The sequence below is a fragment of the Pararoseomonas baculiformis genome (assembly GCF_017813395.1).
Lineage (GTDB): Bacteria > Pseudomonadota > Alphaproteobacteria > Acetobacterales > Acetobacteraceae > Roseomonas > Roseomonas baculiformis.
Genome location: NZ_JAGIZB010000006.1, coordinates 231,211 through 249,070, shown reverse-complemented (window position 1 = coordinate 249,070; position 17,860 = coordinate 231,211). Strand labels below are relative to the sequence as shown.

The 17,860-nt window shown below is 68.5% G+C and carries 17 protein-coding genes; 7 read left to right on the top strand and 10 right to left on the bottom strand.

Features of this window, described 5'->3' with window-relative positions:
* The first annotated feature begins 9 nt into the window (after nt 1-9).
* Nucleotides 10-2,271: a xanthine dehydrogenase family protein molybdopterin-binding subunit gene (locus J8J14_RS08580; protein WP_245215564.1), complete on the top strand. Its 2,262-nt coding sequence runs from the start codon at nt 10-12 to the stop codon at nt 2,269-2,271.
* A 61-nt stretch (nt 2,272-2,332) separates the two neighbouring features.
* On the opposite strand, the gene J8J14_RS08575 is transcribed toward J8J14_RS08580, so the two are convergent.
* Together J8J14_RS08575 and J8J14_RS08570 are read right to left on the bottom strand one after the other, a co-directional pair.
* Nucleotides 2,333-2,710 (bottom strand): hypothetical protein, encoded by a 378-nt coding sequence (locus J8J14_RS08575; protein WP_209379055.1) that lies wholly within the window; start codon nt 2,708-2,710, stop codon nt 2,333-2,335.
* A 191-nt stretch (nt 2,711-2,901) separates the two neighbouring features.
* Entirely contained in the window at nt 2,902-3,654 is a 753-nt protein-coding gene (locus tag J8J14_RS08570) for a hypothetical protein (RefSeq protein ID WP_209379054.1), read from the bottom strand.
* A gap of 206 nt (nt 3,655-3,860) precedes the next feature.
* On the opposite strand from J8J14_RS08570, the gene J8J14_RS08565 reads away from it, so the two are divergent.
* A complete protein-coding gene (locus J8J14_RS08565) occupies nt 3,861-4,256 on the top strand; it encodes a c-type cytochrome (RefSeq protein ID WP_209379053.1) in 396 nt (131 codons plus the stop codon).
* Nucleotides 4,257-4,295: 39 nt separating this feature from the next.
* Here the strand turns inward: J8J14_RS08565 and J8J14_RS08560 are convergent, their stop codons facing one another.
* From J8J14_RS08560 to J8J14_RS08550, 3 genes are all read right to left on the bottom strand, one after another.
* Nucleotides 4,296-4,799 carry a CinA family protein gene (locus J8J14_RS08560; protein WP_209379052.1) on the bottom strand — a complete coding sequence of 168 codons (504 nt, stop codon included), beginning with the start codon at nt 4,797-4,799 and terminating at the stop codon, nt 4,296-4,298.
* Nucleotides 4,796-5,104 carry a putative quinol monooxygenase gene (locus J8J14_RS08555; RefSeq protein ID WP_209379051.1) on the bottom strand — a complete coding sequence of 103 codons (309 nt, stop codon included), beginning with the start codon at nt 5,102-5,104 and terminating at the stop codon, nt 4,796-4,798. Before J8J14_RS08555 ends, J8J14_RS08560 begins: the two co-directional genes overlap by 4 nt.
* Before the next feature lie 61 nt (nt 5,105-5,165).
* Nucleotides 5,166-5,810: a histidine phosphatase family protein gene (locus J8J14_RS08550; RefSeq protein WP_209379050.1), complete on the bottom strand. Its 645-nt coding sequence runs from the start codon at nt 5,808-5,810 to the stop codon at nt 5,166-5,168.
* 99 nt (nt 5,811-5,909) lie between these two features.
* On the opposite strand from J8J14_RS08550, the gene thrC reads away from it, so the two are divergent.
* Both thrC and J8J14_RS08540 read left to right on the top strand, forming a co-directional pair.
* Entirely contained in the window at nt 5,910-7,313 is a 1,404-nt protein-coding gene (thrC, locus tag J8J14_RS08545; protein WP_209379049.1) for a threonine synthase, read from the top strand.
* A gap of 533 nt (nt 7,314-7,846) precedes the next feature.
* Complete coding sequence (locus tag J8J14_RS08540) at nt 7,847-9,118, top strand: hypothetical protein (protein ID WP_209379048.1); 1,272 nt, start codon at nt 7,847-7,849, stop codon at nt 9,116-9,118.
* A gap of 19 nt (nt 9,119-9,137) precedes the next feature.
* Here J8J14_RS08540 and J8J14_RS08535 read toward each other — a convergent pair whose 3' ends face one another.
* The 4 genes from J8J14_RS08535 to J8J14_RS08520 all read right to left on the bottom strand — a co-directional run bounded on the left by J8J14_RS08535 (nt 9,138) and on the right by J8J14_RS08520 (nt 12,860).
* A complete protein-coding gene (locus tag J8J14_RS08535) occupies nt 9,138-10,343 on the bottom strand; it encodes an aminotransferase (RefSeq protein WP_209379047.1) in 1,206 nt (401 codons plus the stop codon).
* A 366-nt stretch (nt 10,344-10,709) separates the two neighbouring features.
* On the bottom strand, nt 10,710-10,928 hold the full coding sequence (locus J8J14_RS08530) for a hypothetical protein (protein ID WP_209379046.1): 219 nt from the start codon (nt 10,926-10,928) through the stop codon (nt 10,710-10,712).
* Between the two features lie 322 nt (nt 10,929-11,250).
* Nucleotides 11,251-11,532 (bottom strand): hypothetical protein, encoded by a 282-nt coding sequence (locus J8J14_RS24950; RefSeq protein WP_245215563.1) that lies wholly within the window; start codon nt 11,530-11,532, stop codon nt 11,251-11,253.
* A gap of 8 nt (nt 11,533-11,540) precedes the next feature.
* Entirely contained in the window at nt 11,541-12,860 is a 1,320-nt protein-coding gene (locus J8J14_RS08520; protein ID WP_209379045.1) for a tetratricopeptide repeat protein, read from the bottom strand.
* Nucleotides 12,861-13,034: 174 nt separating this feature from the next.
* Here J8J14_RS08520 and J8J14_RS08515 point away from each other — a divergent pair, with 174 nt between their 5' ends.
* The 3 genes from J8J14_RS08515 to J8J14_RS08505 all read left to right on the top strand — a co-directional run bounded on the left by J8J14_RS08515 (nt 13,035) and on the right by J8J14_RS08505 (nt 16,537).
* On the top strand, nt 13,035-13,298 hold the full coding sequence (locus J8J14_RS08515) for an AraC family ligand binding domain-containing protein (protein ID WP_209379044.1): 264 nt from the start codon (nt 13,035-13,037) through the stop codon (nt 13,296-13,298).
* A 184-nt stretch (nt 13,299-13,482) separates the two neighbouring features.
* Nucleotides 13,483-15,105 (top strand): ABC-F family ATP-binding cassette domain-containing protein, encoded by a 1,623-nt coding sequence (locus J8J14_RS08510; protein ID WP_209379043.1) that lies wholly within the window; start codon nt 13,483-13,485, stop codon nt 15,103-15,105.
* Between the two features lie 727 nt (nt 15,106-15,832).
* Nucleotides 15,833-16,537, top strand: a complete 705-nt coding sequence (locus tag J8J14_RS08505) for a lysozyme inhibitor LprI family protein (RefSeq protein WP_209379042.1) — start codon at nt 15,833-15,835, stop codon at nt 16,535-16,537.
* A 94-nt stretch (nt 16,538-16,631) separates the two neighbouring features.
* On the opposite strand, the gene J8J14_RS08500 is transcribed toward J8J14_RS08505, so the two are convergent.
* Nucleotides 16,632-17,849 (bottom strand): amidohydrolase, encoded by a 1,218-nt coding sequence (locus J8J14_RS08500; RefSeq protein WP_209379041.1) that lies wholly within the window; start codon nt 17,847-17,849, stop codon nt 16,632-16,634.
* Nucleotides 17,850-17,860: the final 11 nt, after the last annotated feature.

Here is a 17,860-nt window from a genome sequence, read left to right as displayed (position 1 = left end):
AAACGGAACATGATCACCTCCATGGCCTCGCGCCGCGCCTTCCTCGGCGCCGGCGGATCGCTCGTCATCGGCTTCGCCCTGGGCGGGCGGGCGCTGGCCCAGGGGCAGGCGCCCGCGCCTGCCGGGCCATCCGCTCCCGCCGGTGGCCCCGCCGTCCACAAGAGCGTCGCCCTCGACGAGGTGGACGGCTTCCTCGCGATCGGCGCGGACGGGAAGGTCACGCTCTTCTCCGGCAAGGTGGATCTCGGCACCGGTATCCGCACCGCCCTCACCCAGATGGCGGCGGAGGAACTCGACGTTCCTGTCGAGCGCATCACCTTCGTCCAGGGCGACACGGCGCTGACCCCGGACCAGGGGCCGACCTATGGCAGCCTTTCCATCCAGAACGGCGGCATGCAGATCCGCCAGGCCGCCGCGACCGCGCGCCGCCAGCTGGTGACGGCCGCGGCGCAGCGCCTGGGCGTGCCTGCGGCGGAGCTGGTGGTGGAGGACGGCACGGTGCGGCCGCGCTCCGGCGGCCAGGGCCTCGGCTACGGGGAGCTGATCGGCGACCGTAACTTCTCGCTCAAGGTGGACAAGGACATCGTCACCAAGGACCCGGCGAATTTCCGGGTCGTCGGCAAGTCCGTCCAGCGGCTCGACATCCCGGACAAGACGACGGGCCGCTTCACCTACATGCACGACTTCCGTGTGGACGGCATGCTCCATGGCCGGGTGGTGCGGCCGCCGGGGCTCCAGGCCCAGCTGCAGCAGGTGGACGAGTCCTCGGTGCGGAACATCCCCGGCCTGGTGAAGGTCGTGCGCGAGGGCAATTTCGTCGGCGTGGTGGCGCAGACCGAATGGGGCGCCATCCGCGCGGCCCAGGATCTGAAGCTCACCTGGTCGAACTGGGAGGGCCTGCCGGAGCAGAGCCGGCTCTGGGAGCATGTCCGCGCCACGCCGGTCGCGAAGGACGATGTCACCAGCAATGTCGGCAATGCCGGGGAGGCGCTGGGCCAGGGCGCCAAGCGCCTCAACGCCACATACGACTTCGCCATCCACACCCATGGCTCGCTGGGCCCGTCCTGCGCGGTGGCGGAGATCCGCGACGGGCTGCTGACTTGCTGGACCGCGTCGCAGATGACGCACAACCTTCGCAAGCAGCTCGCCGCCATGATGCGCATGCCCGAGGAAAAGGTGCGCTGCATCTACCTGGAGGGCTCGGGCTGCTACGGGCGCAACGGCCATGAGGACGCGACAGGCGACGCGGCGCTTCTCTCCCGCGCCGTGGAGGGCCGCCCCGTGCGGGTGCAGTGGATGCGGCAGGACGAGCATGGCTGGGACCCGAAGGGCCCGCCCACCCTCATCGACCTGCGCGGCGCAATCGACGCCAATGGCAACATCACCGCCTGGCAGTCGGAATTCTTCATCCCGCAGGGCGCGGCCGGCAATGTGGCCCTGGTTCCGGCGGAGCTCGCCGGGCTGCCGCATGAGGAATCCATGGCGCCCGGCAACATCATCCAGAATTCGGCGCTGCCCTATTCCGTGCCGAACGTGCACACCGTCTGCCACCGGCTTGAGAACACGCTGTTCAAGCCGTCCTGGATCCGCACGCCCGGGCGGATGCAGAACACCTATGCCAATGAGTGCTTCCTGGACGAGCTGGCCGCGGAGGCCGGGGCCGACCCGATGGAATTCCGGCTGCGCCACCTGAAGGACGAGCGCGGGCTGGAGCTGATGCGCCGCCTTGCCGTGCTGTCGCGCTGGGAAAGCCGCCCATCGCCGCGGCGCGACGCCGGGGCCAGCAACGGCGGCGGCACCGCCACCGGGCGCGGCGTGAGCTACGTGAAATACGAGCTGAACCGCACCTATGTCGGCGCCGTCGCCGAGGTGGAGGTGGATCGGGGCAGCGGCGACATCCGCGTGAAGCGCTTCTTCGTCGTGCATGACTGCGGCCAGGTCATCAACCCGGACGGTGTGCGCAACCAGATCGAGGGCAACGTCCTGCACACGATCAGCCGCACCCTGAAGGAGGAGCTGACCTGGGACCGTTCCATGGTCACCAGCCTGGATTGGGGAAGCTACCCTGTCATCACCTTCCCCGAGGTGCCGGAGATCGTGATGGAGTTGCTGGACCGGCCGGGCGAGCGGCCCTGGGGCGCCGGCGAGCCCTCGGCGGCGGTGATCCCCTCGGCGATCTCCAACGCGGTGTTCGATGCCACGGGCGTGCGGCTGCGCTCCGTGCCCTTCACCCCGCCCCGCGTGAAGGCGGCGCTGCAGCAGGCGAGCTGACGGGGGCGTGGCCCCGGGGAGAGGAGGGCCTTCCTCCTCTCCCGCGGCGGCCCCGGCAGCCCTAGTAGGCCGAGGTCTTCAGCGACAGCGGCCAAGTACCTTTCGTCCCCTCGACCGTGACGACCAGCCCGGTGCGCCCGACGACATAGGGCCCGTTCCAGTCGGAGCGGAGGATGTTGCCGGTGCAGCGCTCGGATTCGTAGGCCACGACCAGCACATGCACGGTGCGGCCCGGGCCGAAGCTTCTATCCGCCTCGGTCATGGTGAGGAACCGGTTGTAGTTGACGAGGCAGAAGGGCGGCGCCCGGCGCCCTGTCGCATCCGCCACGACGACGCTGATGGACAGCCGGGTGTTGTTGGCCACGATCACATCGGCCCGCGCCCCGGTGGCGCAGAGAGCGATCAGCCCGGCAAGAACGAGGCGCTTGTAGCGGTGCATGGCGCGGTGGTCTCCCCGGGAACCACCCTATGTGCGCGCCGTCGTGGCGAACAGCGGTCCCGACCTATGACGGGGATAGCGCATTCCGATCGGTGCGGCCCGTTGGGGCGATAAGGCACGCCCCCCGCCCGGCGAACCGGACGGGGAGGGGCCGAAATCGGAAACAGGAATCGGCCGCCTGGCAGGTGCCTCTAGCGGATCACGGCCGGGCTGGTTCCGGCACCCTGCCCGGGCGCCGGCTGGATCACCGCTGTATCGGGATCGCGCAGATCCCCTTGCGGGGGGCCAAGGCGCAGCTCCTGCGCGTCCCGCGGGACCCGGCCCTCCTGGATCTCACGCACACCTTCCGCCATCGCCTCGCGCGCCTGGGTCACCGTGCGGTGGCCCCGGATGATGTCATGGGCCAGGTTCAGCGCCAGGATGTTGGTCGCCTCGCGATCGCCTTGCGTGCTCAGCTCGCCGCGCGTGCGGTTGGGCACGACGCTTCCGTTGAAAGTCGCGATCGGCTCGAAGAAGTTCAGCGGAACGCGGTAGGGCGCCACCTGCTCCAGCACATCGACATGCCGGGCGGGGAAGTCATGCGGCGTCCCCGTCTTGTACACGATGGTGCGGATCCAGGGGCGGTTGGCTTCCCAGAGCAGCCGCGTCGGGCTGGCCTCCTGCGGTGCGCCGTATTTGCGCAGCATCTCCTCCGCGGCGGCCCGTGCCTCCTGCGGCCAGTCCTGGATCAGCGCCGTGACGCTGGCCTGGTCCATCCGGTTCGGGCCCGCTTGGCTCGGCGTGCCCTGGCCTGGAGTGGCCTGGGCGGGAGTGGCCTGGCCTGGGGTGCCCTGGCTTGGAGTGCCCTGGCCCTGGGCATGGGCCCAGCCGGGCAGGAGCGCGACCGCGCCAGCCGCGAGGAGAAAACGCCGGCTGATGCCGTGGATTGGGTGGCGGCCGCCCATGGGCATCCTCCGGGACTTGTCGAGTGTGGAACTGAACGACCGGGCCGGGATCGGGGTTTCTGAGAGGATGCCCGTCCCGCAGGGCAGGGCCGCGGGCGGCGCGGCTCGTTCCGGCTCTCCCGCCCGCATCCAACAGGGCTGCCTCGCGTTGGTTCAGGCTACGGAATGGCGGCTGGCTGGCCGCGCCGGATGAGAAAGGAATCGGGATGAAGCGACAGATCGGCGTGGTCCTTCCGGTCCTCGGTCTCCTGCTTGGAGCCGCCCTGCCGGACGCGGCGAGAGCGCAGGATGCCGAGGCAGGCCAGCGGGTCTTCGGCCAGTGCCGTGCCTGTCACACCGTCGAGGCCGGCGGGCGGAACGGCGTCGGCCCAAATCTCCACGGCGTCTTCGGCCGTAAGGCCGCATCGGTCGAGGGCTTTCGCTACTCGGCGGCCATGCGCCAGAAAGGCGAGGAAGGCCTGACCTGGACCGCGGAGAACCTGCGTCCCTATCTCGCCAATCCCAGGGCGGTCGTCCCGGGCACCAGCATGGTCTATCCTGGGCTTCGGAACGAGGAGCAGCTGACCAACCTCATCGCCTATCTCGAACAGGCGACCCGCTAGGTTCCGGGCGGGCGGTGGCAGGCCCGCCGCCCGCGTATCCTACCTTCGAAGCTCTTCCTCCAGCAGCAGCAACGCCCCTTCCGCGAAGGCCTCCATATTCGCCTCCCGGTCGGCGCCACCGGTCCTGAGCGTGCGGGCATGCCTGCTTCCGGGCCCGCAGGCCGCGAAGCAGGCATGCCCGGCAGGGTCACCATAGCGGTTGCCGGATGGGCCGGCGGCCCCGGTTTCCGCCAGCCCCCAATCCGCTCCCAGGCGCTGCCGCACCCGCTCCGCCAGGAGAAGCGCATAGGCCTCGGTGGAGGGCCGCATCCCCGACATCTCCCCGGGCGTAATGCCGAGCAGCCCCATGCGCGCGGCGCCGGTGTAGAGCACGCCGCCCCCGAGGAAATAGGCGGAGGCCCCGGGCAGCGCGAGCAACCGTGCCGAGACCAGCCCGCCGGCCGAGGTCTCGGCCACCGCCACGGTCTGCCCCCGCGCCACAAGCAGGGCTGCGACCCGCGCAGCCGGGGCCGCGACCCGCGCGGCCGGGGCCGCGCTGCTCATGCGCCGGTCAGCACATGGATGGTGCGGCTGGCGATGAACTCGCGCGCTGCCTTGCCATAGGCCACCATGTGCGGCGCCGCTCCATGGGCCTTCAGCGTTTCCGGCGAGCTCCACTTCTCGATCACCATGAAGGTGTCGGGACCGATCGGCGTCTGCACCGGGCCGAAATCGGGCAAGTCCACCACCGGCCCGTATTCGATGCAGCCCTCCTCGGCCAGCACGGCGGGCATGTTGGCGCGGAACAATTCCAGCAGCTTCTCCCGCTGGCCGGGCTTTGCCGTGATGACGGCGACGACATGGATCATGGGCGATGCTTCCTCCGAAGCCGGCAGGCTAGGCCGATCCGGGCCGGGCCGGAATCACCCCTCAGCACCCGTGAAAGCCACCGCCCGGCAGCGGCGCCAGTTCCAGTATGCCCAGTACTCGGAAAGACCCGCCCGGCTCCACCACCGCGAAGGCGCCCTCCGGGAAGGCCCGCCCGCCCACGGCAGGCCCGGCCACCATGATCAGCGGCGTCCGGTGCCCCACCAGCACCCGGTTCACCCCCGGCGCCACGGGGGCCGAGAGCAGGCGGCGATGCCCGGCCAGCACCTCCTCCAGCCGCCCATGGGCAAAGTCATCGGCCAGAAGCTCATCCGTCACCCGCACCCGCGCCGCGCCGAAGGCGGCCTCCGCCGTGTCCCGCGCGCGGAACACGGGGCCGGCGGGCACCGGGAACTCCACCGGGATCCCCAGCTCCGCCAGGCGCCGCCCGATGGCCGCCGATTGGTCCCGCCCCGCGGGGGAGATGTTCCGTTGCCCCGCCCGGTCCCCCACGCGGAAGCTCCGGTCGCAGGGCTCGCCCCGCGTATCGGCATGGCGCAGGAACATCACCAGCCCGCCCTGGCGCAACCGCGCCACCAGCGCATCACCCTCCGGCGTGCCGGGGCGGGTGGGGCGAAGCGCCTCCGCCGCCGCCGTAGGGGCCAGGAGAAGGGCGGGAGAAAGGGCAAGAAGGGCGCGCCGGTTCATGCCCCATCATCCCGCGCCTGCCCGCGCCCGATCCAGTCACGATGCCCCCATGCGCTACCCGCCATTCCGGCGGCCGCCCCTTTCCGCTAAGCCCCCCTGATGCGCTACGTCTCCACCCGCGGCGAGGCCGCCCCCCGCGACTTCGAATCCGTTCTCCTGGCCGGGCTGGCCGAGGATGGCGGGCTGTTCCTGCCGGAGACCTGGCCCATCCTCCTGCCGGAGGACTGGCGCGCCCTGCGTGGCCTGCCCTATCCGGACATGGCCGCGCGGGTCATCGCCCTCTTCACGGGCGACTGCTTCGAAGAGGGCGTGCTGCTCTCCATGTGCCGGGACGCCTATTCCGGCTTCGCCACCCCCGCCGTCGCCCCGTTGGTGCAACTGGATGAGCGCCGCTTCGCGCTGGAGCTGTTCCACGGGCCGACGCTGGCCTTCAAGGACTTCGCCCTGCAGCTGCTGGGCCGCATGTTCGACCATGTGCTGGCCCGGCGCGGGCAGCGCATCACCATTGTCGGCGCCACCTCGGGCGATACGGGTTCCGCCGCCATCGAGGCCTGCCGGGACCGGCAGAACCTGGACATCGTCATCCTGCATCCGGAAGGCCGCACCAGCGCCGTGCAGCGCCGGCAGATGACCACGGTGCTGTCGCCCAACGTGAAGAACATCGCCATCCAGGGCGATTTCGACAATTGCCAGGACATGGTGAAGGCCATGTTCAACGATGCGCCCTTCCGCGCGGAGATGAACCTCTCCGCCGTCAACTCCATCAACTGGGCGCGCATCGCGGCGCAGATCCCTTACTACGTCTATGCCGCCCTTTCCCTCGGCGCGCCGGAGCGCGAGGTGGCCTTCGCCGTGCCCACCGGCAATTTCGGCAATGTCTTTGCCGCCTGGGCTGCGCGCCGCATGGGGCTGCCCGTCTCCACGCTGATCATCGGCTCCAACCGCAACGACATCCTGGCGCGCTGGATCACCGCCAACGACATGTCCGCGCAGCCCGTGGTGCCCAGCCTCTCCCCCAGCATGGACATCCAGGTCTCCTCCAACTTCGAGCGCCTGCTTTTCGAGCTGCTGGGCCGCGACGGCGCGAAGACCGCCGCCACCATGCGCGCCTTCCGCGAGACCGGCACGATGCCCATCCCCGCGGAAGCCTGGCGCAACGCCCAGGCCCTGTTCCGGGGACAGGCCGTCTCAGACGAGGAAACGATCGCCGAGATGCGCCGCCTGCACGCCCAGGGCTACCTGGCCGATCCGCACACCGCCGCCGGCACCGCCGCCAGCCTGGCCCATGCGCCGGACGAGAAGGCCACGCCCATCATCATCGCCGCCACGGCCCACCCGGCGAAATTCCCGGATGCGGTGGAGCAGGCCACCGGCACCCGCCCGGCCCTGCCGCCGCATATGGCGGATCTGTACGAACGCGAGGAACGCTTCACCGTGCTGCCGAACGAGCTTTCGGCGGTGCAGTCCGCCGTGCGGGCGCATGCCCGGCGCAACGTGGCTTGATGCGCGCCTCCCGGAGAGGGCTCTGCCCTCTCCGGACCTCGCCCGCCAAGGGCCTGAGGCCCTTGGAACCCCGTCTGGCTGCCGCGGATAGGGTGCAACACGGGGTTTCTGCCCCTGCTCCTGCCCCTGCAGTCGCCTCCGGTCATGGACCGGAGGCGCACCACCAGCCGAACCGCTTCAAACTGCCAAAAGAAGAGGGGCTGGCATAGATAAGCTCATAGGGGCTTGTCTTTGTTCATGGCTTCTCGTCGCCGCAGCAGGCTGCCACTTGGGACGCAAGTCCGGCTGCTGGAGCACTTTGTCTAGGAACGCCGGCCCGGCAGCGGCCGACCTGCGGCGAGGCTGGGACGCTGCTCGGTCAAGGTCTCTTGCTTCCTGCGCCGCTAACCTGACAAGGCCGGCGCGAGACCTGACAGAACGGACAGAACCATCGAGACTGCCCCTTCGACGCAGACTTGAGTAAACGGCACCGCCACTCAGATGACCTCTCTCGGCAGGAAATCCTGCCGGTCCCAATCGGGAGAGAGCGACGCATGCGCATCCTCGGCGTTGGTCCACGTGCCTACCTGGGCGACATCTACCTGTCACTCCGCCGACAAGGGCACGAGGTCCGCGTCGTCGCGGAGGACCCGCCTGAGCAGCGCGCTTTCGGGGGCCTGATCGATTGTGTCAGCGACTGGCGGGCGGAACTGGAGTGGGTCGGCCGGGAAGGCATCATCTTCTTCGAGCGTGTGGGGCGAGGGACCATCCAGGACGACCTGCGCGCCCAGGGCTATCGCGTGGTCGGCGGCAGCGCCTTCGGCGACCGGCTGGAAGACGACCGCGCCTTCGGGCAGGCGGTGCTGCGGGATGTGGGTCTTGCGGTTGCCGAAAGCACCTCCTTCGACACGGCCGCGCTGGCTTTGGATTGGCTGCGCTCGCATCCTGGCCGCTACGTGCTGAAGCACGACGAGGCCGGCATCAATACCTATGTCGGCGAAGATCCACAGGGCCGGGATGTCGCCTTTATGCTCAGCCGTGCCGGCAAGGGCCGCGTGATGCTGATGGAGCGGCTGGAGGGAGTGGAGGTCGGGGTTGGCGCCTACTTCGACGGCACCCGCTTCCTCCGCCCGGCCTGCATCGACTTCGAGCACAAGCGCTTCTTTCCCGGCGAAATGGGCGAGATGACCGGTGAGATGGGCACTCTCGCCTCGTTTGAAGGATCGGAGCTCCTCTTCACGGCCACCCTGGACCGCCTTGCCTCGCGCTTCGCCGCCGCCGGGCATGTCGGCTACGTGAACCTCAACCTGATCGTCAACGAGCGCGGTGTCTGGCCGCTCGAGTTCACATGCCGCTTCGGTAATCCTGGCTTCGCGGTTCTCGCGGCTCTTCAGCCTGATGGCTGGGCTGATCTCCTGGCGCGTATGGCCGCGGGGGCCCGCCCGGCAGATGACGGCCGCTTCACGACCCTGCCGGGCTGGTCCGTTGCCATCGTGTTGACCGTGCCGCCCTTCCCCGCTTCTACAGAGGCCTCACCGGAGCAAGACCCGCCCATCTTCTATCTACGCGTACCCGAGGGAACGGAGTTGGATTGCTACCACTTCGTGGACGTACGGCTGGAGGGAGACCAGCTGCTCGGCCACCGCAGGTCGGGACACTTGATGATCGTGACCGGCACGGGCGAAACAGTCGAGGCCGCCCAGGAGGACGCCCGCGCGCGGGCGCGCAACGTCGTGGTCCCGGAGCTGCGCTGGCGCACCGATATCGGCGACCGCTTCCTGCAGGGAGAGCGCGATCGGCTTCGCACCCTCGGCTGGCTGGCCTGACCGGGCGCCCTCCGCTGCTTCAGGCCGGGAGCGGAACCTCCTGCGGGCACACCCCGGTTCGCGTGGAAGCTGCCCGAAGCCGCTCCTCCATGGTTCCAATGCCGGTCTCGTCCACGTTGGCAAAGGCGATGCGGAGGTGCGCCTCCTCGCCGGCGAAGGCAGGACCTGGAAGGCACATCAGACCGTGTCCGGAGGCCAGTCGCTCCGCCACCTTCCAGGCAGAGGTGTTCTTGAAGGGGTGGCGGACATAGGCGAAGTAGGCCCCGAGCGACTGCAGCTCCCAGCCCGGCAGGCGGGAAAACGCGGAGCGGACGACCTCCAGCCGGGCCTGCATCCCGGCACGGTTGGCCAGGCGCCAGCTGTCGAGCGCCCCTAATCCCCAGGCCAGCGCGATCTGCCCGGCCCGCGCCGCGCAGATCTGCACGCAGTCCATCACCTTGGTGAGTTCCGACATCGCCGATGCAGGGGCACCTATGGCGCCGAGGCGGTAGCCCGGAATCGCGAACGACTTCGAGAAGCTGTAGAGCTGCACGAGATTCTCCGGCCACTCGTCGCCCGAGAGGAGCCCGTGCGGCCGCTCCTTACCTGGTGGCAGGAAATCCCGGTAGGTCTCGTCGAGCACGAGCCAGATACCGCGCTTCCGGCACAGGGCATGGAAGCGGGCGATGACCTCGGGTGGGTAGATCGCGCCGGTCGGGTTGTTGGGCGTGACGAGGACGATTGCCCGCACCCGATCGTCGATCAGCGCCTCCGCCTCGTCCGGATCCGGGACGAACCGGCGCTCTGCCCGGCACGGGAGGGGGCGCGGCTCCACGCCCAGCATGTTCAACGTCATCTGGTGATTGAAGTACCAGGGTGTGGGTACCAGGACGGCGTCGCCGCGCTGCGCCAGGGCCATCATGGTCACGAAATAGGCTTGGTTGCAGCCCGCGGTGATGGCGACATGCGACGCGTTGACCAGCCCGCCGTATACACGGCCAAGTTCCGTAGCATAGGCCCGGCGCAGGTCTGGCTCACCCAGTATGGGCCCATAAGCCGCAGCCCGAGGATCGCCGGCTGCGCGAGCAAGACGTTCAAGCATGCCCGGCGCCGGCGCGTGTGATGGCACGGCCTGGCACATGTTCAGCAGCGTGCCCCCGTTGCTGGCGTACCGGGCGCCCCATTCCTGGATCTCTGGGATGGGCGGGCTACCCGTATCGAGCAGCCGAGGGTTAAGAGTCGGCATGAGTCGTTCTGCAGATGGGACAGACACAACGCTTCGCGGCGCAACTCGTCCTCACGCCGGCACCATTTTGTTGTGATCGATCTGGTCAGCCACTCTGTAGCAAGATGCTGCCGGGGCTTTGGCAAGTTCGACCCGGCGCAGAGAGCGGCAGATGCTGCGGTTCAAGTCGCCCAGACGAGCCCAACGCCTCCTGTCGGCGTACAGCATGAACGGTCACTGCCACCCGCGGCGGCAGGAGACGTGCGCCCGAACGGCGGTTTGAACGAACAAGCCGGCGCGTCGCTCGATCCAGCGCGACCGCTGGCAGAACGATTTGGCGATGCCCCCGCATACGCCCGGCCGTGTGGATGAAGGTAGGGGCCTGCCTCAGTCCACCGACCACGGCCCTGGTCCGCGGTCGGCCTTCCAGCGCTCCTTCATCTCGTCCCACTGGGCTCGGCTGTCGCAGGCCAGCCGCAGGAGATCGCGCGGGAGTTCCTCGTCCAGGGCGCCGTCCCAGCGATCATGCAGGTTCCGACGAAGCCACAGGTCGAAGGGATCGACAGGCCCGTTGACGTCCGGAGGCAGCGCTGAGCGGGGTGGCATGCGGCTCTCCTCCTGGCGTCGGCACCCCGCGAGAACGGCTCTCCCGTCGCGGAGTTCCCCAACCCGGGCGGAGGAGGACCACTCGCAGCAACGCACGGCAAAGGCATGGAGCAAAGCCGTGCGAGCACCGTTCAAGGCCCGGGTGTCAGGGGAGGTTTGGCAGCGAGACTGGCTAGCGGCAGGAACTGCAAAAGCGCAGGCATGAAAGGCGAAAAAGCCGTTCATATGTGGAGAGCTGATTCTTGTAGACCAAATCACACAAGCCCGAAGCTCGGGAGAAGAATGCCTCTCCGGAGAGAGAAAACTGCGCTCGTTTCTCCCTCTAAATATCGAACTCCGCGCCCAGACACAGGCAAAACAAGGCACATAGTGCCGCCCCCACCTGCACCGGAGAATATTTTGAGAGAGGCGGATTGGAGCAGGAATAGGAACTGAGGGCAAAGATCCTCCTCCCGACGACCGCGCCCATCGCGTAGACGACGGTAGAGTTCGCGCCCGCGAGCGCCTGGGCGACCGCGAGCCGCAGGACGTTGCCCCGTTCCTGAGTGGAGGCGGTCGCGGGCGCGGCGGTGGCGGCGGTAGTGGTGATGTTGGCTTGGGACATGGGAGTTCTCAGGCCGCCAGCAGGCCGTGCCAGGCTTTGTCGCGCGGCGACGGGCGACGGTGGAGACGACGGTCCAGAAGGCTGCCGGCCTTGGCGGCCTCGCCGCTCCGCATCAGGGCGAGCAGCAGCATGTCCTCCACCAGCTCGCGCTGGGCGCCGCTGCCGCCGACGCGCACCACCTCGGACGCGACCGGCTCCAGGATGCGGGCGCACCCCGCATAGTCTCCGTCCGCGAAGGCGAGTGCCGCGCGGCAGATGGCGGGCACCACCGGCCCGGCGGGTAGCGTTCCGGCCTCGATCATCCCCATCAGCGCGGACACGCGCCGCTCCAGCGCGTCCTTGTCCCCCGTCGCCGCGGCGAGGAGGGCCATGTGGACGTCCGCGAAGGCGAAGCCCGCGCCGGGAAAGGACGGCGCCGCGTAGGTGGCTGCCGCCTGCCACAGCCCCTCCGGCACCTGATGGCCGTAGGCCTGCAGCCGCCACAGGAAGGACGCGGTGTCGCTGACGACGTTCACGGCGTTGCCGGCCGAGACCGAAGGCTGGACGTGCTCCCCATAGATCGCGAGGGCCCGTTCCGTGTCCCCGTGCTCCAGCGCCGCGAGGGCCGCGTGCCATGCGATGTGACCGTGCAGGATGCCCGAGCGGTCGTAGGTGGGCAGCCAGGCCTGGATCAGCCGGTCGGCCTCGTCATTGGCGCCGCCCTCGTACATGGCGTGCGACAGGGCATGCGCCGCGTTGGCGTTCTTGGGGCGGAGGTCGAAGCCGCGCTGGGTGAAGTCGCGGCCATGGGCCACGTTGCCGTTCTCCGCGTGCGACCAGCCCCGGTAGGTAAGGAACCACCAGTCGTCGGACGCGAAGTGCCCGGCATGGCGTTCGCACAGGTCCACGCGCGCCTGATCATGGTCCGCCCGGCCGGAGAAGGCGAGCAGCCCGAAGGCGCCCAGCGGCAAGGATAGGATCACCACGTCCCGCGGCCACATGCTGGCATGGGCGAACACCCGCTCGAGCGCCTCCGCCGAGTGACCGTTGATGACGAGGGAGAGGATCTCGACGTGGTTTCGCTCCCGCTCGGTACCCCGGCGGGCCACGAGCTCGGCGGCCGCCGCGATGCGGGCCTTGGCGAGGGCGGGCTCCGAGTGCATGGCGTGTTGGCGCGCGCGCGCCGCATGGGCGAGGGCGAAGTCCGGATCGGCCGCGATCGCCTGGTCCAGCACCTCGGCCGCGCCCGGCCAGGTCGAGAGCATCAGGTCGACGCCCTCCCGGTACCGCTCGGCCGCGAGGTCGGAGGTGGTCGAGATCGGCAGGCCGCGGCTGTCGATGCGAGCCATGGCGGGGTCCTCATCCTGAGATCAAGGCGGACGTGGCGTCCGGCGGCGCCCCGTCCCGGCGGCCAACGGGTCCGGCCAGGGCGCCATCTCACAGCCAAATACCGAATCCGGATCTGTCTGTATCTTGGCGGGCTGACAATCCGTATAGAACAGATGACAAAGTGGAGGTGACCGATGCTCTGGGAGACGATTGCGGCACCGCCCGGCCTGGCTGCCCCCGGGCCGATGACGATCCGCGCGCAGTCCATCCCCGCGCGCCACTACTTCCCGGAGCACGCCCACCCCTGGCATCAGGTGGTCTACGCCATCTCCGGCGTGCTGACCGTCGCCGTGGAGCGGCGTTCCTTCGTGATCTCGCCGGAGCAGGCGGTCTGGCTGCCAGCCGCCCTGACGCACCGGGTCGGGTCTCTGCTCGGCTCGGCTACGAAGTGCCAGTGAGTGCCGCTCCAGCGCTTCCGAAGCTGCAGACTCGGTAACGCTCGGAAGAATTGGCTGGATGCGCAATCCGAGGAAGTGCTCCGCCCGCCGTTTGGTCGGCGGTTGACGGCGGGTTACCGGATGTGTTCACGGACGGCTCCTTCCGGTGCCGGAGCGCCGCGTCAGTACCAGGCACAGAGGTTTCATGTTTCGTCTCGATTCCATCAGCAAGCAGAACGGCCAGCAGCTTCTCTTCATCGAAGCATCGGCGGCGCTCCAGCGCGGTGAGAAAGCGGGCTTGGTCGGCCCCAATGGTGCGGGCAAGACCACCCTGTTTCGCATGATCACCGGGCGGGAGCAGCCGGACGAGGGTCAGGTACTGGTGGACCGCGGGGTCAGCATTGGCTTCTTCAGCCAACATGTGGGGGAAATGTCCGGCCGCACCCCGGTTGCGGAGGTGATGGATGGCGCTGGCGACGTTAGTTCCGTTGCGGCCGAGTTGGCCGTGCTGGAAGCCGCGCTGGCGGACCCCGAGCAAGCCGACAAGCTCGATGCCCTGATTGAGCGCTTCGGGGAGGTGCAGGGGCGCTTCGAGGAGTTGGGCGGCTACGCGCTGGAGGGGCGCGCCAGGGAGGTGCTGGCGGGCCTCGGCTTCAGCCAGGAGATGATGGAAGGCGACGTCGGCAAGCTGTCCGGCGGCTGGAAGATGCGCGTGGCACTGGCGCGCATCCTGCTGATGCGCCCGGATGTGATGCTGCTCGATGAGCCGAGCAACCACCTGGACCTGGAAAGCCTGATCTGGCTGGAGGGCTTCCTGAAGGGCTATGACGGCGCGCTGCTGATGACCTCGCATGATCGCGAGTTCATGAACCGCATCATCAACAAGGTGGTTGAGATAGACGGTGGCGCACTCAGTTCCTATGCCGGTGACTACGAGTTCTATGAGCAGCAGCGCGCCATGAACGAACGGCAGCAGCAGGCGCAGTTTGAGCGCCAGCAAGCGATGCTGGCCAAGGAAATCAAATTCATCGAGCGCTTCAAGGCGCGCGCCTCCCATGCCGCGCAGGTGCAGAGCCGCGTAAAGAAGCTGGAGAAGATCGATCGTGTCGAGCCGCCGAAGCGTCGGCAGACCGTGGCGTTCGAGTTTGGCCAGGCCCCACGCTCGGGCGACGACGTGGCAAGCCTGAAGGGCGTGCACAAGCGTTACGGCAGCAAGGTAATCTATGAGGGGCTAGACTTCCTGGTGCGCCGCAAGGAACGCTGTTGCGTGCTGGGTACCAACGGCGCCGGTAAGTCCACGCTGCTGAAGCTGGTTGCAGGTGCCACCGCGCCTGACCAGGGCACCGTGTCGCTCGGTGGTAGCGTGAGGATGGGCTACTTCGCACAGCATGCCATGGAGCTGCTGGACGGCGAGCGCACCGTATTCCAATCGCTGGAGGATGCATTCCCTCAGGCGGCACAGGGTTCGCTCCGGGCGCTGGCCGGCTGTTTTGGCTTCTCGGGTGACGAAGTTGAGAAGAAGTGCCGCGTGCTCTCGGGTGGCGAGAAGGCGCGGTTGGTGATGGCACGCATGCTCTACGACCCGCCGAACTTCCTGGTTTTGGACGAGCCGACCAACCATCTGGACATGGCGACCAAGGAGATGCTGATCGCGGCCCTGTCGGAATACGAGGGGACCATGCTGTTCGTCTCGCACGACCGGCACTTCCTGGCCGCCCTGTCTAATCGTGTTCTGGAGCTAACGCCGGAAGGAATCCACCAATATGGCGGCGGTTACACCGAGTACGTGGCCCGTACCGGGCAGGAGGCGCCCGGTCTGCACAGCTGAGCCGGGCAGGTCAGACGGGCAGGAGTGCTCGCCGAGCCTCTAAGGCGGGCGTGCACGGCACCGGTGCGGCTCGGCGTCACGGGGTTTCGTAGATCCCTTGTGGTTGGCCACTACGCCTTCTGCAGCACAACCAGACACCGGCGTTGAACGACCCGCGCCATCCGGTCGTCCTTCAGCGTTGATACCGCCAGTGCCCAGTTCGTTTCCATCGCATCCGCCAGAGAACGGGTCATGAGGCAGGAGCTAGTGAAACCGAAGCCGAGGACGCCCGCAGAGCGGGTGGTGCGCGACATTGGCTGGGCGGCCCGCGAGCACTACTCAGCCGAGCATAAGATCCGGACTGTGCTGGAGGGTTTGAGCGGCGGGAGAGCATCACGGCCCTGTGCCGGCGCAGGCCATTGCCGAGAGCTTCCATCGAACGTGGTCCAAGGAATTACTGCAAGCGGCCAAGCGCCGCTTGGCCGGGGACACGGTCTGGGCAGCGCCGACCTATCAGGTGAAGGAACTCCGCCAAGAGGCTGTACCAGGAAGGCGGCGCGGAGGCGCTCGAGGACAAGCCATCCCGACCTGACCGGGTCTGGAACCGCATCCCCGACGAGGTGCGGTCCCGGATCTTGGATCTGGCGTTGGACGCTCCACGGCGAGATGATGGTGAGACCGGCCTGACAACATCCCTCGCCCGGCCGAGATTATTTTCGGAACTGAACAGACGGGAGTGGCCGTGTCGATGAGAAGCCTACTCGTGCCGTTATTGCTGGCCTGTGCCGTCGCTGCTTCCCCGGGCAGTCGCGCAGCCAGCTTCGACTGCACCCGTGCTGCGGCGCCCGACGAGCGCGCCGTCTGTGCCGATCCGCGGCTCTCCGAACTAGACGACCTCCTCGGTGCCGCCAACCGTCAGGCCAGAGCCGAAGCAACCCCGGAGGAGACGACCGGCCTGACGTTGGTGGCGCGCGGCATTCTGGCGGACCGGCGTGGCTGCGCAATGCGGCGCGGCTGCCTCCTTGCTGTCTACGCGGGTGGCATCGAGAGCTATCGCCGCTTCGGCTCCTCGGTCCCGCTCCCGGCCTGGCTGAGCGCGACGGAGATGGCGGAGGGCGCGGCGCCCGAGAGCGACGTGCTACCCAGCCGGGTCGCGGCCTGCGTGACGACACGGGTGGCCGGCATCGGCGCGCGGCTTGAGGGCAAGGCGCCCGGTGAGTTTTCCTCCGGGACGTCGGTGGTGTTCGCCAATGGCGGGCGGCAGGTCTCCTACGAGAGGGAGAGGGCCGTCATCGAATCCAAGCCAGGGGACCGGGTCGTGATGTGCCTGACCGTCATCCCCCGCGCCTGCCCGCCAGGCGATGACCGGGGCCGGTATTACATGGTCACCAATCTTCGCACGCGGGGCTCCTGGTCACTTCCGGACTCGCAGCATCTCTGCGGCGGCGCGTAACGTTGCTGTCGCTCACACGCTGGCGGCGCCAGTTCCAAAACAGGTCGACAGGTTGCGGGACACGGCCGAGCCGAGTTCTGGCGGGATGAGGCCGCTAGGGCCTCAGCCTCTCACCCGTGCCTGCCACCTGCCGGCCCTTATGGAATACGCATCGCCGTGGCGGATGGCTGCCGATGGCTTCAGGCACGCTCTCGACGGGCAAGGTGAAGAAGGTCGCAGGGTGGCCCACTGCAATACCGTGGCCCTCGATGCCGAGTGCTGCCGCGCCCTCCGAGGAGATCATGGCGAACAGTTCGTGTAACAGATCGTCGTGCCGCAGATCCTCTCGCCATCCGATGATCGATGCACGCTCCAGCATGTCCGCGTTGCCGTAAGGGCTCCATGTGTCCCGCACGTCGTCATTGCCGCAGAAGACGCGCACGCCGGCGCGGCGTAGCAGCATCAGGGGCGGCATGGTCGCGCTGCCCGCCCCGTGTGTCACGAGCGAGACGCCGGCCGCCGCCATCGTCTCCGCCGCCGCCTTCTGCTTCGACTCCGCGATACCACCGAGGCAAAAGCCATGGCTGATCGTCACCCGCCCCTGCAGGCCGAGCGCCCTGGTGCGGGCGCAGATCTCCTGGAGGCTGAACAGCCCCATCTCGCCCGGCTCGTGAAGGTGAATATCCAGCCCCACCCCTCGCCGCTCGGCCAGATTGAAGATGCCGTCCAGCTGTCCCTTAGGGTCACGATCCACCTCGCAGGGATCAATGCCCCCCACGAGATCAGCCCCTGCCAGGATCGCCGCGTCGAGCAACTCCAGCACCGGCGTGCCGCCGAGGCGCATGACGCCGGCCTGGGGGAAGGCGACGATCTGGACCGTCACGGAATGGGCATGAGCATCGCGCGCACGCAGCACGCCCTCCAGCGCTGAGAGGCCGAACGCTGGGGTGATGTCGGCATGGGTCCGAACATGTGCCGTGCCGTTCGCCACGCACCGGCGCAGGAGGTGACCTGCACGCCCTGCAGTGTCGAGCGGCAAGGATGGTAGGAGCCGCTGGTCGGTCTCGATGCGGCTGAGGCGTGATGGCTCGGCCTGATGGGGGATCCAGGGAAGGCCGAGCAAGGTCTTGTCCAGGTGCATGTGCCCGTCGACCAATCCGGGCAGCAGGAGGTCGCCCTGCAGGTCCAGCACCGTCCCGGCGGCCGGCAGGGGCGAGTCGGGCTGGACGATTTCCAGGATGCATCCGTCGCGGATGGCAATGCACCGCCCGCCCGGCCCACCGTCGGGCAGGTGCAGGTTCGTCAGGAGGATGTCGCAGGACCTATCCGTCATGACGTCGCTGG